The sequence below is a fragment of the Polaribacter pacificus genome, from assembly GCF_038024035.1.
Classification (GTDB): Bacteria; Bacteroidota; Bacteroidia; order Flavobacteriales; family Flavobacteriaceae; genus Polaribacter; species Polaribacter pacificus.
In genome coordinates this window covers 2,597,364-2,613,610 of record NZ_CP150664.1, presented here as the reverse complement: position 1 = coordinate 2,613,610, position 16,247 = coordinate 2,597,364, and the positions used below count along the sequence as shown (strand labels likewise).

The following is a 16,247-nucleotide window of genomic DNA, read 5'->3' as shown; positions in this document are numbered from 1 at the left end:
CTCGTCTTTATATATGAAGACCTATTTAAAAGGGACTTGAATGGCATCAGAAACAGAAAACGAAAAACAACTAAAAGCATTCTTTACCTCAGAGTACCATAACCTTAAAGCTTATGTTCACTCTAAGATTGAAAACGATGCTGATAGAGATGCAGAAGATATCATTCAAGATGTCGCCTTAAAAATATTTTCACGGAAAAATGTTTTACCCATAAATAATGTAGCTGGCTTTGTCTATTACTCGATAAAAAATAAAATTATCGATAGCTTAAGAAAAGACAGAAAAACAAAAAATATGGATGAGGCTTTTGAAGAGCAATTAGCTGATTTTGCAGAAAATTTTTATGATAATACAGAGCAGGATTCCTCTGACAAACTGGTAACAGAATTAAAAAAAGCAATTTTTAAGTTAAAACCACAATACCGTGAAATTATTTTAGCAATAGACGTAGAAGGGTATAGCTATGCCGAAATCTCTCAAGAAACAGGAATTCCGATAGGTACGTTGCTCTCTAGAAGACACAGAGCAATTTCATTACTATATCAACAATTAAAGAATAAAAAATAAAACAGCAATTAAAATTTTTAAAAATGAAAAATTATTTTAAACACAAATTAAGAAGTAAAAACCCAGTTATTGTAGTGCTTTGGGTCTTGTTTTTCGGGATCTTAATCACAGCATTTATTGCATTATTTGGACTTGTGTTTCAATATTTATGGAATTGGTTAATGCCAGATATCTTCGGATTAACGACCATTTCTTATTGGCAAGCCATAGGGTTATTGATCTTAGCAAAAATTCTTTTTGGAGGAATTGGCGGAGATAAAGACAATGGCAATTGTAAAATGGACAAACATCACAAAAAAGGAAAATCCTCCAATAAAGACTTTTCTAAATGGGAACTGTATGATGCGTATTGGAAAGAAGAAGGAGAAGCTGCATATGAAGAGTATATAGAAAAAATAAACAACCCAGACAGCACCAAGTTAGAAGGATCAATTGATTAAACTAAAAAAAACGTTTTAAATGAAACTCCTAATCCTTAGAACAGATATTAAAACAAAGAAAAAGGTAAAAAAAATAAAGCCCATTTTTAACAATCATCCTATTATCTATAACTGGTCGATTGATATCGAAGACATAGACAATGTATTGCGAATAGAAGCTGATGATCATTTAAATGAAGAAGAACTAAAAAAAGTAGTGATGGAGAATGGTTTTTATTGTGAGGATTTACCTGATATTTTACCTCAGTAAATAGCTTTTCTTCTGTAAAAACTATTATTTTTACATCAGTTTTAAACTGATACAATGGCACATGATTTAAGTAATCATCGTAAATCTTACGAAAAGCAAGAACTGCTAGAAAGCAACTGTCCGGAAAACCCTATGGAACTTTTCCAACGTTGGTTTCTAACAGCTGATGAAGATGAGCGTGTTGATGAGTCTAATGCAATGACTGTAAGCGCTATTGGACTTGATGGTTACCCTAAAAGCAGGGTTGTTTTGTTAAAAAAATACACCTGGGAAGGCTTTATTTTTTACACCAATTACAAGTCAGAGAAAGGAAAAGCAATTCTTGCCAATAGTCATATTTGTCTTTCATTTTTTTGGCCGGGCTTAGAACAGCAAATTATCATCAAAGGAAATGCAGAAAAATTAGCAGAAAATTTATCTGACGGCTATTTTGAAAGCAGACCTGACGGTAGTAAATTAGGAGCCTGGGCTTCAAAACAAAGCCAAGTAGTTGACTCAAGAGAAGCTTTGGACAATGAATTGGCTTCTTACCAAAAAAAATACAATCAAAAAGAAATTCCTAGACCTCCACATTGGGGTGGTTTTTTAGTGAAACCTGTTTCTATTGAATTTTGGCAAGGAAGACCCAACCGAATGCACGATAGAATTAGATATACACTCCAAAAAGATTTTTCTTGGAAAATAGAAAGATTAGCTCCTTAATTTCTATATTTACTTTTGAATAAAAAATTGAATGAAGACACTTTATATCGTTAGACACGCAAAATCATCTTGGGAGTACAAAAGCGTAGAAGATATTGATAGACCTCTTAAAGAAAGAGGAATCAATGATGCCCACTTGATGTCTAATTACTTATCTGAGACCATTAAAAAACCTGACGTTTTTGTGTCTAGCAGCGCTAATAGAGCCTTGCATACTGCCATAATTTTTTGCCATAATTTTGGATATCCTTTATCTAATTTATACATTAAAAAACAATTGTATAACTTTAGTGATGGCTATTTGGTAAAAACTATTAAAGCGCTGGATGACAATTTTGATTCAGCTATTATATTTAGCCATGATCATGGTATTAACACCTTTGTAAACAAGTTTGGAGACAAACCTATAGCACATGTTCCTACTTGTGGAATCATCGGAATACAGTTTGAAAATAAACATTGGAAAAGCATCAAAAAAGGAAAAACTGTTTTGATTGAATTCCCAAAAAATCACAAATAAAAAGTACGCTTTGTTAGAAATAAAAAAATATGCTGCTATTGATATTGGATCAAACGCAATACGTTTGTTAATAGCCAATGTGATAGAGGAAACCGGAAAAGAAACACAATTTAGAAAATCATCTTTGGTTAGAGTTCCTATTCGTTTGGGGGCAGATGCATTTGTTTCTGGGGTTATTTCTGAAGAGAATACTCAACGAATGATCAATGCCATGGAGGCCTTTAAATTGTTGATGGATATTAACAATGTAGAGAAGTACAAAGCCTGTGCTACATCAGCCATGCGTGAAGCAACAAACGGAAAAGAAATAGCAGAAAAAATTTTAGAACAAACAGGTGTAAAAATTGATATCATCGGTGGTAAAAAAGAAGCCGCCATTATATCTTCTACTGATTTAAGTCAATTGATAGAAGGAGATGCCTCATATTTATATGTTGATGTTGGTGGAGGTAGTACAGAATTCACCATCTTCTCTAAAGGAAGAATCATCAATTCTAAGTCTTTTAAAATGGGGACTGTACGTCTTATTAACAATTCCAAAGCTGAGAATAAAATAATCTTCAAAGAGGTTCAGAAATGGATTGAAGACAACACAAAGCACCTAAAAAAATTAGCACTAATTGGCTCTGGAGGAAACATTAATAAGCTGTTTAAAATGTCTGGACGCACACTTGGTAAACCCATTTCTTATATTTACTTAAACGCTCAATACCAGTTCTTAAAGAACATGAGTTACGCTGACAGAATTTCTGAATTGAGTTTAAACCCAGACCGAGCCGATGTAATTATTCCGGCTACAAAAATTTACCTATCTGCAATGAAATGGAGTGGAGCTAGAAAAATATTTGTTCCAAAAATCGGACTTGCCGATGGAATCATCAAAAGCTTGTATTTTAAAAAACTATAAAGACTTAGACAGATAGGATAAAAACAGCTTGTCAAAATCTTGTTCTTTGTCTATTAATTTTGTTGTGATTTCTATATAATACAATGCATCCAACTCATCTGACAAGCGCACAAAATCTTTTTCTGTGGTTAGGATGATTTTTTTTGCTGATGTAACCTCCAAAAACGTTTCTTTAATTAGCTGTAGATCCTGAGTAGTAAACTCATGATGATCTTTAAATTTTAGGTGCTGAAAACGTATTTCTTGTTCTTTTAAAAACTGAACCAAGGGAGCTGGCTTGGCAATGCCCGTGACCAAAATCACTTCAAAATCCTTCAATGCTTCAATACCAATAGATTCTTGCTTGCTATTTTGTACTTCTTCTGCATACGAGATTCCACTAAAAAAAACGGGGCCTTTAAAATACTTTCTGATTTTTTGAATCACCTGATCTTGTGATGCTTTACTAAGGTTTGCTGGACATTTGCTAACAACCACAGCATGGGCTCTTTTTGCTCCACGAGCACTTTCTCTTAAGCCTCCTGTAGGCAGTAAAAAATCATCCACAAAAAGCTCATCGTATTTGGTCAATAACAAATAGAAACCCGCGGTAATTTTTCGATGCTGAAATGCATCATCTAACAAAATAAGATTTGGTGGGTTCTCCTGGGCTAAAAGCGTTTGAACTCCGCGTACTCGTTGTTCATCAACAGCAACAGTTATCTGTTTAAACTTTCTATAAAACTGCAGGGGCTCATCCCCTACCTCTTTAGAAGTATTGTTTTGATTTATTTTTAGATACCCTTTTGTAGATCTTCCATAGCCTCTGCTTAAAACTGCTAGCTGATACTTTTTACTCAACAAACGGATTAGATATTCTATTTGTGGTGTTTTCCCTGTACCTCCAACACTTAAATTACCAACGGCAATAATTGGTATCTGAAACGATGTGGATGAAAACACGCCTAGATCAAAAAAAAGATTCCGAATGCGCGTAACAACATCGTAAATCAATGCAATAGGAAAGACTAATATTCGAATCAATTTCATCGGCTAAAGGTAAACCATAAAGCTACGAAAATACGATTCCATATACATCCCAACAAATAATATCAATCAAACTTAAAAATCCATCAAAAATGAAACCAAAGAATAAACAGAAGCTCCTTAAAAAAAACAAAGAAGTAGAAAGTTCTAAAATCATTAAAAATCTTAACTTTGGGTTTTGTGCTTTAAAAAGAGACAAACGCTTAAACACTAAACTCAATAAAGTTAACCAATGACTATAAAAGACATCACAAATTGTATTGAAGAAATTGCCCCTTTAAAATATGCTGAAGACTTTGACAATGTTGGGCTGCTTATCGGACAATACCAAACAGAAGTTACAGGTGTATTGGTTACATTAGACACGCTAGAGGCTACAGTTGATGAGGCAATCCAAAAAAACTGTAATTTAATTGTTAGTTTCCATCCCATTATTTTTGGAGGGCTTAAAAAACTAAACGGCAATAACTATGTAGAACGCGTTGTTCTTAAGGCCATCCAAAATAACATAGCAATTTACGCGACACATACTGCCTTAGACAACTCTAAAAATGGTGTCTCAGCTAAGATTGCAGAAACTCTTGGCTTAGAAAATACCAAAATTTTAATGCCTAAATCTGGCATTATAAAAAAACTAAGCACTTTTGTACCTAAAGAGAATGCAAACAATCTAAGAGATTCACTCTTTAAGGTCGGAGCAGGAGCTATAGGAAACTACACAAACTGCTCTTTTACTTCTGAAGGGGTAGGTAGTTTTAAAGGCGGTGAAAACTCTAATCCTGTAATTGGCAGCAAAGGAAGCTTTACAGAAATTGCCGAAACACAACTAAACCTAACTTACGAAGCTCATAATGAAGCCAAGATTTTGGCCTGTTTATTTAAAGAACACCCTTATGAAGAGGTTGCTTATGAATTGCAAACCTTAGATAACAAACATCAAAACATTGGTATGGGAATGATTGGAGAGCTACCCAAGGCAATGAATGAGAATGATTTTTTAAAGTTTATAAAAAAAACTATGAAGACAGCCTGTGTTAGGCATTCTGAATTACTAGGCAAGACCATAAAAAAAGTAGCTGTGTTAGGAGGCTCAGGCAGTTTTGCAATTGACGTAGCAAAAGCTCAAAAAGCAGATGCCTATATAAGTGCAGATTTTAAATATCATGACTTTTTTAAGGCAGAACAGCACATCCTTTTAGCTGACATTGGCCATTATGAGAGTGAGCAGTTCACAAAAAATCTTTTAGTTGAGTATCTTACAAAAAATTTTACTAATTTTGCACCTGCCTTGCCAACAAGCAGGATCATTTTATCAGATAATAGTACAAATCCAATTTATTACATTTAAACATGGCAAAGAAGAAAGAGGTTACGGTTGAAGAAAAATTAAGAGCGCTATATGATTTGCAATTAATCGATTCTAGAATTGATGAAATTAAAAACATGAGCGGTGAATTACCCTTAGAAGTAGAAGACTTAGAAGATGAGATTGCAGGTTTAAATACAAGACTTTCTAATTTTGCAGAAGATGTTGCAAACTTAAACACTGACATTAATAATAAAAAAATATTAATTGAAGAGTCTAAGGCCCTTATGAAAAAGTATGAGGAGCAACAAAAGAATGTACGTAACAATAGAGAGTTTGACTCTTTGAGTAAAGAAATTGAGTTTCAAGAATTGGAAATTCAATTGGCTGAAAAAAGAATTACAGAATATCTAGCAAAAATTGAGCAAAAAAATGCTGTAATTGATGCAACCAAAGAAAAAACAAAAAAACAAGAAGAGCATTTAAAGCACAAAAAATCTGAATTAGATGCTATTTTGAAAGAAACAGAAAAAGAGCAAAAAACGCTTAAAGAAAAATCTGAAGAATTTCAAAAACAAATTGATGAGCATTTATTAGCTGCATACCAAAGAATCAGAACCAAAGTAAAAAATGGTTTAGCTGTCGTTTCTATCGAAAGAGGTGCTTCAGGAGGTTCTTTCTTTACGATTCCTCCACAGGTTCAAGTAGAGATTGCAACTCGTAAAAAAATCACAATTGATGAGTACAGTGGTCGTATTTTAGTTGACTCAACATTGGCTCAAGAAGAAAAAGATAAAATTGACAGTTTATTTGCTTAAACTTAAAACATATCAATAAAAAAAACTCGGATGCTAGCATCCGAGTTTTTTTTATCCCTAAATTGTAATTAGTAATCTAATCTGCGAATCATATCTAATTTAGATTCCCAAATTTTCATATCTTCTTTATAGCCTTCAATACTTTTTCTAACTTTAACAATCATAGGATTGTCTTCTGAGGCATTAGAAAAAAAGCTTAAATTATTTTCTAACTGTTGAATTTCTTTTTGAAATTCATCAACTTTCTTTTTTACAAAAAGTTGCTCAGAATTTAATTTTTTGACATCAGACTGTGCAGCATATCCATCAATTAGGTTTTTAAACTTTAACAACTCAATCGCTTCTTTATCCATTCCTAATCCATCTAGTAAGCTATCCATATGCTTATTAAATTTAGATTCTAAATGACGTACACTTCTGGGCAAGTCTCCAAGAGCTCTCCATTTCTGAGTCATCTCTTTAATTTCATCAAGCGTTGCCGTCTTTATTTCTTTTACCTCTTCTAAATAGGCTTTTTTCTCATCAATAAAAGCTTGTTGCTCTTTATTTAAATCATTTTGTCTATTGTGAAATCTATCAAAATAATGATTACAGGCCGCTTTAAACTTTTTCCAAACATCATCAGAGAATTTTCTTGGCACATGACCAATCTGTTTCCACTCTGCCTGAATTTTTTTAACGGTATTCGTTGTTGCCTCCCAATCATCACTATCTTTTACAGACTCCGCAATCTCAATCAAAGCATATTTTTTATCTAAGTTCTCCTGCTGAACACTCTTTTCTTTTTTATAGAAATCATTCTTTGCCTTGTTAAATTTCTTGGTTGCGTCTTTAAATTTAACCCAAACCTGTTCACTCTTAGAATAAGGCAACTTACCAGCATTAAAATACTCTTCTCTTAAAGCTTCAATTTCTTTGATGCTTTTTTGCCAATCGCTGTGCTTAGCATTTTTTGAAGTATCATAGGCTGCAATTTTAGCGATAATTTCATTTTTCTTATCTATTACCTCTTGGTATTTAGATCTCAACTCTCTAAAATACTGATGTCTTCTATCGTGTATTTTTTTACTTGCATCACTAAATTTTTGCCAAACCTCTTCTCTGTGTTCTTTAGAAACTGGCCCAACATCTTCTTTCCAAGTCTTGTGAATTTCTTGCAACTCTTTAAAGGCTTCATTAACATCTTCATGTTCTATTAAAGACTCTACTCTGGCAATTAATTTTAGTTTTTCTTCTAGATTATGCTTAAAATCTAGGTCTCTAAAATCATTACTTAAATGCAATAAATCATAAAAACGCTCAACGTGATGATGGTAGTTTCTCCAAGTATCATTGTATTTAGATCTAGGTACAGGTCCGATCTCTCTCCATCTGTTTTGAAGCTCCAAGAAAGACTTATGCATGGTCATTGGATCTGCATTTTCGATCAAGTCTTTAAGCTCATTTATAATTTGATGTCTCAGCTCAAGATTGTTACTTAAACGGTCTTCAAGTGCTGCATAATAAGCATCTCTCTTGTTTTTATACTCAGACAGTAAAGTATTGTAGGCGGTTTTAATTGGGCTTGAAAACTGAAAATCGATCGAGTTCCCACCTTCTGCTAAAAAAGCAGCTTTCTTTTCTGCCAATAAAGCGCCAAATTTTGCATTAAAAGAATTTTTAATGCTATCAATATTTGTTTTTAACTGCTGTACTGGGTATTCCTTTAACAAGTGCTTTAATTGCTCTACCAGCTCCTCTAACTCCATGTTCTCGTATGCTAACATCGGAATAGCATTTCTCTCTTCTGATTTCTCTGCGTCCTCAGCAACTTGGTTGTCAATTTTCTCTACAACTTGATCCGTAGTTTCATCTTCTGTGTCTTCAGAAGGGATCTCCTCTGCTTCTACTGAATCATTTAAATTAGCTTCCGTTGATTTAGTTACTTCCTGAGTCTCATCAACACCTTCGTTTGTTTGCTCTTGTTTATCTAACATCTATAAATGTTTAAGGTTCCTATTAATTCTCTAAAGATAGGAATGTCTAAGCAAAGAACAAAAAAAATAGTTGATTTAAACAGCTGCTTAGCGATTCCAAATTTCCCAAGATTTCTCTGCTTGTAGTTGCAGCATCTCTAGACCGTTTTTAATTTGAGCTCCAGCTTCTTTCCCTTTCTTTAAAAAAGCTGATTCAGAAGGATTGTAAATTAAATCATAAAGCAAATGCTCTGGGCATAAAAAAGCATAAGGTAAATTAGGTTTCTTTTTAGTTTCTGGGAAAGTACCCAAAGGTGTGCAATTAACAATAATCTGATGCGCTTTTAAAACCTGTTCATCTATAGAATCGTATGAAATCTCATTAGTCTCTTTAGGGTTTCTAGAAACAAATAAAAAAGGGATCTTTAGCTTCTGAAAAACAAAAGCGATGGATTTCGAAGCGCCACCTGTCCCTAGGATTAGCGCCTGTTTATGTGATTTTTTTAACAAAGGCTTTAATGATTTTTTAAAACCGTATGCATCTGTATTATACCCTTTTAAAAGCCCTTTTTTAGTGAATTTTATCGTATTAACCGCGCCAATTTTTTTTGCAGTAGGATCTATAGCATCCAAATACTGAAGCACCTGTTCTTTATAAGGGATTGTTACATTTAGTCCTTTAAGCTTTTGTTTATTGACTTGAAGCAAGCTGTTAAACTCATCCAAACTTTCGATATCAAAATTGTGATACTCACAATCGTTTAAATCTAAATCGATAAACTTTTCTTTAAAGTATCCACTCGAAAAAGAATACGAAATATCTTTTCCTAACAACCCAAATACTTTTAGTGCGTTAGCTTTTTCTTTTTTTGTCATAATAATCAATCGCTAAAATAAGAACTATTCCAAAAAGAATAAACAATATTGCGAACCATGTTTCTTGTTTTGAAAAATCAGGTAAGTAGCGCTCGTAGTTTTTTATTATTTTTTGTTGATTTTTATCTAGTAAAAACACCCCATTAACTTCTGCAAATACTTTTTGTTTCCATGGCCAAACTATCCCCAAAGACCCGGCAATAAAACCTATAATAACTGCGGTCACTATTTGATGCCACCTCTTTAAAACATAACCGAGTACATGAGATATAGAAACCAATCCAAAAGCAGACCCTGCAGTAAAAACAGATATAATTTTAAGGTAACGCAGTTTCTCTGGATCTTCTAATATGGCAAAATTGCCAACAAACAATTGTGTAATCACCTCATACAAAGCATTTACAGAATCAACCAATAAGAGCACATAGTTCCCTAACAAAATAAGGATAAAAGATCCAGACAGACCTGGTAAGGTCATTCCAGAAACCCCTATAATCCCACAAAAAAACACAAACCAGAGGTTGTCGTTCTCACTTGCTGGAGTCATAAAACTGATCCCAATACCTACACTAATCCCAATAAGAAAAGAAAGTGTGTTTTTAAGATTCCAATCGCCAAAATCTTTATAAATATAAAATACAGAACCAATAATCATCCCAAAAAACCAACTCCAAACATAGAGCTCGTAGTGATGAATTAAATAATCTAAAACCAGAGAAATACTAAAATAACTGAACATGCTCCCTCCCATAATAAGAAGCAAGAAGGATGCATTGGTATAGGCATAAAAGCTTTTAAATCGACCATTGATTAGTAATTTAAGTGCTTTTAAATTTATTTTTTGAAACGAATAAATTAACTCTTCATAAAATCCCAAGACAAATGAAACTGTTCCTCCAGAAACACCCGGAACTTTATTTGCAGCGCCCATAGCCAACCCTTTTAAAAAGAGATTAACTTTGTGTAAAAATGTGCGCTCTAGCCTCATTTAATCATTTTTTTTGGCAAGTTTTTCTAAAATTAAAATCAAAGCAAAGCCCAGTAATGAAAACCCTATTGCAAGATATAATTGGTGGTCACCATCAAAGTTAAAAGGAGAAACACTTTGTTGCTTTAAAGGAACCTCAACACCATGTGAATTTGTTCTCCATGTAAGAGTTTCTTTCCATGGCCAAATTTTATTAAGTGAGCCAATGATAAAACCAGTCAAAGCAGCCAAGGTGTAATTTTTATAATGTGCAAAAAGCCATTTTAAGATTCTAGAAAAACTAAGCAATCCAACGATAGCTCCAGCTCCAACAGATGCAATCACTGTTAAATCTCGATTGTTTACGGCTGCTAAAATGGGCTTATATGCACCTAGCAAAACTAGTATAAATGCGCCAGATATCCCTGGTAAAATCATTGCACAAATAGCAATAGCACCAGCAATAAATAAAAATAAATTAGAAGAGTTTTCCGAAACTAATGGATCTAAGGTAGTGATATAAAATGCCAATACTGCACCAAAAACAACCCAGAGTACGGCTTTAACATTCCATCGAGCTATCTGTCTTCCTATATAGATAACACTCGCTAAAACTAGCCCAAAGAAAAATGACCAAAGCAAAACTGGCTCATTTTCTAATAACCATTTAATCGCTTTTGCCAAGGATACGATACTCACAAAAATACCTGTAAACAAAGCCAATAAAAAACTTCCATTTAATTGAGTCCAGGCAGCCTTTAATCCTTTTGATTTTAGTGTTTTTAAAAGACTTAAGTTAACGTTGCTTATTGCTGTCAACAACTCTTCATAAATCCCAGAAATAAAAGCGATGGTACCTCCTGATACTCCAGGAACCACATCTGCAGCCCCCATGGCCATCCCTTTAAAACCAATAACCACAAAATCTTTGATTGTTCTACTCATTAAATTTAAATTTATTTTTACAAGAAACGAAGATACAGGATTTTGGCATAAAACTTTTTAAAAGCTTTTAAATTTTACTTTCTGTCATCTTTTTTAAATGTTTGTTTTTTTATAATTTTGAGAAATTTATTTTTTTAATTTATAGTCACAAAAAAAGAAACTACAATGAAACTAAAAAAGAACATTACTTTGGTGCTTATTGCAGTAACTGCGTTATTTTTAAATAGCTGTTCCTTAGAAGGAGAAGAATTTCTTTCAAAAATTTTCGACATCGAAATTAGCGTAACATCTACCGGAAACAATCGACTTTCAAGACTAGAAACTGCTGTTGTTGGACCTGAAGTTAATCTAACAACACAAACCACCTCGGATTCAAATTTTCCTTTTTACAAAGCCTATATCCAGCAAAAAATTTCAGAGTTTACCAATATTGATTTAACAGTCACTGATAATTCTGCAGGACCTATTGGTAGTGTATTTGAACCTTATGACATCTCATTTGTAATACGAATAGATGGTGAAGAAACCATTAAAAAAACAGCGACCATAAAAAAAGCTGGCGAAGTTGCTTATTTATCTTATTCTATGCAGGGCTTTTTTCGCTAAACTAAAAGAGTGAATTGCTATTGCTAAAATTTCAAGTATCTTTGAGAAACTTGATTTTTATAAAAATGAAAAAACTCAGCTTCTTAATTCTTCTACTATTTTTAGCTACAAGCTGCAAAGGCAAAGAAGACAAAAAATCGAAAGCAGTCACAAACAATACTGCACAATTAGTCATTAGCCCCGTACAGCATGCATCTGCAGTTATTAGCTATGACAAGCTTGTCATTTATATTGATCCTACTGGAGGCAAGGATGCTTTTGCTCAATTTCTACACCCTACACATGTCTTTATTACTGATATTCATGGAGACCATATGGATCTTAAGACCTTAAAAGCCCTGGATCTTACAAAAACAACAATTGTAGCTCCACAAGCTGTGGTTGATAAATTACCAAAAGAACTAGCAGCTGATATACAGGTAATGAATAACAATGATATTAAAACATTTGACAGCTTTAATGCAGAAGCGATTCCGATGTATAACCTTCGAGAAGAAGCTCTGAAATTTCATTCTAAAGGAAGAGGAAATGGATATGTTTTTACTTTTGGTAATCAAAGAGTCTATTTTTCTGGAGACACAGAAGATATTCCAGAAATGCGAGCCTTAAAAAATATTGACAAAGCATTTGTTTGTATGAATCTTCCGTATACAATGACCATTGAGAGTGCTGCGGATGCTGTATTAGCATTTCAACCAAAAGAAATCTATCCTTATCATTACAGAGGAACTAATGGCAAAAGTGATGTAGCAAAGTTTAAAACATTGATAGAAACGGCTAATTCAAACATCAAAGTAGTACAATTAGATTGGTACCCAGAGAAATAGAATAAAAAAAACCAGCAAATTTGCTGGTTTTTTTTATTCAGTAGCTTTTAAATAAGACTCAATAACTGTTTGGATATTTTCCAACTCATAAACTGTAGGGTACAACTCTTTAAGAACGTTTCTATGTTCAGAATTGATAGCCAATGCATTTTTTAGATGTAGCAAACTGTAGGTTTCTTTTCCATCAAGCATAAACAAACCACACAAGCGATACTCTATTTCTGCAAACTGTTTAAAAATATTTTTGGCTTTAACTAGCACTTTTAACGCTTCTTTAAACTCGCCTAAAAAAAGTAAAACATCTGACAAACCTACATAGATTTCAAGGGAAACATCTCCTAATTCTATACAGGTATAAAATGCCTTGATCACTTCTTCGTAAAAGTTCAGCTTTAAATTTATCTCAGCATAGCTTCTCCAATACAGAGGGTTGCTGTCATCAATTTGAAGTGCTTTTGAAATATAGTAAGATGCTTTCTGGTAATCACCTTCCTTTTGATACATTTTAGTAAGCAACACCCAAGCTTTGTCTAATAAAGGATCTTCGTGAACCGCTTTTTTATAAAATTGAGTTGCCTTATGAAACTCTTGCATTTTCTCATAGCACTCACCTATTCTAACGTAGGCAAATGCAGTGGGATCATCCAACTCTAAGGTAATTAAATAGTTTCCTACCGCTTCTTCATAACGCTCTAACTCTTCAAGGGTTTTTGCTTTTTCTAAATAACCTCCTATAAAGTTTTCATCAATTAAAACTGCATAATCAAAAGCTTTAAGTGCTTCTTCAAATCTATTTAAGACAAAAAACTGTCTTCCTAATTGATGCCAAGCAACTTCGCAGTATGGATTTTTATCTAAATAGGTATGTAAGTATTGTATGGCTTCTTCATGATTGTTCTCCATATCAAAACAGTACACGATATTGTACAAAGATGAATAATCTTCAAAATCAACGTCGATACAATTTGCAAAGTTTTTTCGAGCATTTGTAAAATCATCCAGATAAAGATATTCCATACCAATCATAGACCAAATATCTGCAGGGTCTTCTATAAAAGGTAGCGCTTTTGTTAAGGTAGCAATGGCTTCTATATGTTTATTCCTTTTTGAATAAATAGTTGCTTTTTGGATAAATGCTTCTTCATTATTAGGCTCCACAGCCTCTAACTCAGCTAAGAGTTGGCTGGCTTTTTGCAATTCATCATCAAAAATTAATAACTCAACCCTTAAGAGTTTAAGCACTACAGAGGTTGGGTGCTGCTCTAAACCTAATTGAACAGCTTTTTTTGCTAATGAATGTTTTCCATTGTCTAAATAATAATGAATGATCTCTTCAAACTCAAGCGAATCGAAGAAATAGACACTATTGGTCTTTAACATGGATTCAAATTTTGATAGTGACATAGGCATTTATTTTTATTAAAAAGAGTTTGTATCGTTGTTAACTAATAATCAACGAAATAGCAAAATGCTTTCTAAAGAACCATAAAAAACGGCTCGTAATTATTACCATTTTAAATGTACTACAAGTCTTGAAGCCCCTGGAATAAATCTGTTTTTGTTTTCAACAATTTAATTAACAAATAGCAGCCAATTAAAATGCTTTCATTTTTAATTTTGCGAATCCTATTATTTACACTAATTTTGTTTTATATTAATTACCAGACACTGGTTGTATTCCAAATTAAATTTGGAGATTTTTCTTATGAGCTCGAAACTACTATTAAACTCGAAAGAAATAGACATTATCCTTCATCGACTAGCATGTCAGCTTATCGAAAACCATAACGATTTTTCTAATACAGTTTTAATTGGCCTACAGCCAAGAGGTACTTTTTTAGCTAAAAGGCTAAAAGAAATCCTAATTAAAGATTACCATATCAAAGATTTACAACTGGGTCTTCTAGACATTACCTTTTACAGAGATGATTTTAGAAGAAGACAAGAACCTTTAGAGGCGACCAATACTGAGATTCCTTTTTTAATAGAAGACAAAAACGTGATTTTAATTGATGACGTACTATTTTCTGGCCGAAGTATCCGAGCTGGATTGTCTGCTATTCAAGATTTTGGAAGACCAAACTTGGTTGAGCTACTGGTATTGATTGACAGACGTTTTAGCAGACACCTCCCTATTCAACCAAATTACAGAGGGCGTCAGGTTGATGCCATCAACAAAGAAAAGGTAAAAGTTTGCTGGAAAGAGACTCATAAAAAAGACGCCGTTTATTTAGAACAGAACATATAAAATGAAGCAATTAAGCGTAGACCATTTATTGGGGATAAAGTATTTAAACAAAAATGACATTGACCTTATTTTTGAAACTGCTAATCATTTTAAAGAAGTTATCAATAGACCTATCAAAAAAGTCCCTTCATTAAGAGATATTACGATAGCCAATCTGTTTTTTGAAAACAGCACACGTACCAAATTATCTTTTGAAATTGCAGAGAAAAGACTCTCTGCTGATATTTTAAATTTTTCTGCAGGACAATCATCCGTAAAAAAAGGGGAAACCTTAATCGATACGGTCAACAATATTTTGTCTATGAAAGTAGACATTGTTGTTATGAGACATGCCAATGTAGGCGCTGGTGTATTCTTATCAAAACATGTAGACGCAAAAATTATCAATGCTGGTGATGGGACTCATGAACACCCTACTCAAGCCTTATTAGATTCTTATTCAATTAAAGAAAAATTAGGTACTGTTAAAGGTAAAAAAGTGCTAATTGTTGGGGATGTTTTACATTCTAGAGTTGCACTTTCAAACATATTTGCCCTACAATTACAAGGTGCCCAAGTAAAAGTATGTGGACCAACTACATTGATACCAAAATACATTACCAGTCTTGGAGTTGAGGTAGAAACCAACTTAAAAAAGGCCTTAGACTGGTGTGATGTAGCCAATGTGTTAAGAGTCCAACATGAACGAATGGACATTAAGTACTTTCCATCAACAAGAGAGTACACACAATTGTTTGGGATTAACCAACAAATTTTAGACAGTCTGGATAAAAAAATTGTGATCATGCACCCTGGACCTATCAATAGAGGTGTAGAAATCACCAGTGATGTTGCAGATAGCAAACAATCAATTATTTTAAACCAAGTAGAAAATGGTGTTGCCATTAGAATGGCAGTAATTTACCTATTAGCGCAGCAAATAAAACGTTAATTCTTCTAGGATGAAAATTGAAAAAAGAAATAACTACACGTATATAAAAGCAGACGAAACAACGTTTGCAGAATTTTACACAACTTTTAAAAAATCAGAAGCCAGCTTTAAATCAGAACACCTAGTACTAGAAATTTCTGATAAACTTAACAGTAAAAATGAAGAAATTTCTTTATTTTTGAGTGTTTCTAAATTACATCAAGCGCAAAAAAAATCGTTTGTAATTGTTTGTTCATCGGTAGATATTGACAACTTCCCAGAAGAATTTAATATTGTACCAACGCTTCCAGAGGCAGAAGATGTACTAGAAATGGAAGCTATTGAGCGTGATTTAGGTTTTTAGTTAACACATATT

At 33.2% G+C, this 16,247-nt stretch carries 19 protein-coding genes; 13 read left to right on the top strand and 6 right to left on the bottom strand.

Annotated features, from left to right (window positions below):
- Positions 1–40 precede the first annotated feature (40 nt).
- Genes WHC90_RS11870 through WHC90_RS11845 form a run of 6 tightly spaced genes read left to right on the top strand, consistent with a single transcriptional unit; the run spans position 41 to position 3,387 of the window.
- A complete protein-coding gene (locus tag WHC90_RS11870; protein WP_188599151.1) occupies positions 41–568 on the top strand; it encodes an RNA polymerase sigma factor in 528 nt (175 codons plus the stop codon).
- Between the two features lie 23 nt (positions 569–591).
- Complete coding sequence (locus WHC90_RS11865; RefSeq protein ID WP_188599286.1) at positions 592–1,008, top strand: hypothetical protein; 417 nt, start codon at positions 592–594, stop codon at positions 1,006–1,008.
- 19 nt (positions 1,009–1,027) lie between these two features.
- On the top strand, positions 1,028–1,258 hold the full coding sequence (locus tag WHC90_RS11860) for a hypothetical protein (RefSeq protein WP_188599152.1): 231 nt from the start codon (positions 1,028–1,030) through the stop codon (positions 1,256–1,258).
- A 54-nt stretch (positions 1,259–1,312) separates the two neighbouring features.
- The gene (gene pdxH / locus WHC90_RS11855; protein WP_188599153.1) at positions 1,313–1,960 is read left to right on the top strand and encodes a pyridoxamine 5'-phosphate oxidase; all 648 of its coding nucleotides are present in this window, start codon (positions 1,313–1,315) and stop codon (positions 1,958–1,960) included.
- A 31-nt stretch (positions 1,961–1,991) separates the two neighbouring features.
- The gene (locus tag WHC90_RS11850; protein WP_188599154.1) at positions 1,992–2,480 is read left to right on the top strand and encodes a SixA phosphatase family protein; all 489 of its coding nucleotides are present in this window, start codon (positions 1,992–1,994) and stop codon (positions 2,478–2,480) included.
- 10 nt (positions 2,481–2,490) lie between these two features.
- Positions 2,491–3,387, top strand: a complete 897-nt coding sequence (locus WHC90_RS11845) for a Ppx/GppA phosphatase family protein (RefSeq protein WP_188599281.1) — start codon at positions 2,491–2,493, stop codon at positions 3,385–3,387.
- Here the strand turns inward: WHC90_RS11845 and lpxK are convergent.
- Positions 3,382–4,416: a tetraacyldisaccharide 4'-kinase gene (gene lpxK / locus WHC90_RS11840; protein WP_188599155.1), complete on the bottom strand. Its 1,035-nt coding sequence runs from the start codon at positions 4,414–4,416 to the stop codon at positions 3,382–3,384. The genes WHC90_RS11845 and lpxK overlap by 6 nt on opposite strands.
- A 229-nt stretch (positions 4,417–4,645) precedes the next feature.
- Between lpxK and WHC90_RS11835 the strand changes: the two genes are divergently transcribed.
- Entirely contained in the window at positions 4,646–5,761 is a 1,116-nt protein-coding gene (locus WHC90_RS11835) for a Nif3-like dinuclear metal center hexameric protein (protein WP_188599156.1), read from the top strand.
- A gap of 2 nt (positions 5,762–5,763) precedes the next feature.
- Complete coding sequence (locus WHC90_RS11830) at positions 5,764–6,537, top strand: zinc ribbon domain-containing protein (RefSeq protein ID WP_188599157.1); 774 nt, start codon at positions 5,764–5,766, stop codon at positions 6,535–6,537.
- 68 nt (positions 6,538–6,605) lie between these two features.
- Here the strand turns inward: WHC90_RS11830 and WHC90_RS11825 are convergent, their stop codons facing one another.
- The 4 genes from WHC90_RS11825 to WHC90_RS11810 all read right to left on the bottom strand — a co-directional run bounded on the left by WHC90_RS11825 (position 6,606) and on the right by WHC90_RS11810 (position 11,280).
- Positions 6,606–8,513, bottom strand: coding sequence for a DUF349 domain-containing protein (locus WHC90_RS11825; protein ID WP_188599158.1), 1,908 nt, complete (start codon positions 8,511–8,513; stop codon positions 6,606–6,608).
- Positions 8,514–8,600: 87 nt separating this feature from the next.
- Positions 8,601–9,368 (bottom strand): shikimate dehydrogenase family protein, encoded by a 768-nt coding sequence (locus WHC90_RS11820; RefSeq protein ID WP_188599159.1) that lies wholly within the window; start codon positions 9,366–9,368, stop codon positions 8,601–8,603.
- On the bottom strand, positions 9,346–10,356 hold the full coding sequence (locus WHC90_RS11815; protein ID WP_188599160.1) for a DUF368 domain-containing protein: 1,011 nt from the start codon (positions 10,354–10,356) through the stop codon (positions 9,346–9,348). Before WHC90_RS11815 ends, WHC90_RS11820 begins: the two co-directional genes overlap by 23 nt.
- Complete coding sequence (locus WHC90_RS11810) at positions 10,357–11,280, bottom strand: DUF368 domain-containing protein (RefSeq protein ID WP_188599161.1); 924 nt, start codon at positions 11,278–11,280, stop codon at positions 10,357–10,359.
- Positions 11,281–11,445: 165 nt separating this feature from the next.
- On the opposite strand from WHC90_RS11810, the gene WHC90_RS11805 reads away from it, so the two are divergent.
- Positions 11,446–11,886: a hypothetical protein gene (locus tag WHC90_RS11805; RefSeq protein WP_188599162.1), complete on the top strand. Its 441-nt coding sequence runs from the start codon at positions 11,446–11,448 to the stop codon at positions 11,884–11,886.
- A 65-nt stretch (positions 11,887–11,951) separates the two neighbouring features.
- Positions 11,952–12,713 carry an MBL fold metallo-hydrolase gene (locus tag WHC90_RS11800; RefSeq protein ID WP_188599163.1) on the top strand — a complete coding sequence of 254 codons (762 nt, stop codon included), beginning with the start codon at positions 11,952–11,954 and terminating at the stop codon, positions 12,711–12,713.
- 33 nt (positions 12,714–12,746) lie between these two features.
- Here WHC90_RS11800 and WHC90_RS11795 read toward each other — a convergent pair whose 3' ends face one another.
- Positions 12,747–14,117 (bottom strand): tetratricopeptide repeat protein, encoded by a 1,371-nt coding sequence (locus WHC90_RS11795; protein ID WP_188599164.1) that lies wholly within the window; start codon positions 14,115–14,117, stop codon positions 12,747–12,749.
- A 301-nt stretch (positions 14,118–14,418) separates the two neighbouring features.
- On the opposite strand from WHC90_RS11795, the gene pyrR reads away from it, so the two are divergent.
- Genes pyrR through WHC90_RS11780 form a run of 3 tightly spaced genes read left to right on the top strand, consistent with a single transcriptional unit; the run spans position 14,419 to position 16,235 of the window.
- Complete coding sequence (gene pyrR / locus WHC90_RS11790) at positions 14,419–14,961, top strand: bifunctional pyr operon transcriptional regulator/uracil phosphoribosyltransferase PyrR (RefSeq protein ID WP_188599165.1); 543 nt, start codon at positions 14,419–14,421, stop codon at positions 14,959–14,961.
- 1 nt (position 14,962) lies between these two features.
- On the top strand, positions 14,963–15,892 hold the full coding sequence (locus WHC90_RS11785) for an aspartate carbamoyltransferase catalytic subunit (RefSeq protein ID WP_188599166.1): 930 nt from the start codon (positions 14,963–14,965) through the stop codon (positions 15,890–15,892).
- Between the two features lie 10 nt (positions 15,893–15,902).
- Entirely contained in the window at positions 15,903–16,235 is a 333-nt protein-coding gene (locus WHC90_RS11780; protein WP_188599167.1) for a hypothetical protein, read from the top strand.
- Positions 16,236–16,247 lie beyond the last annotated feature (12 nt).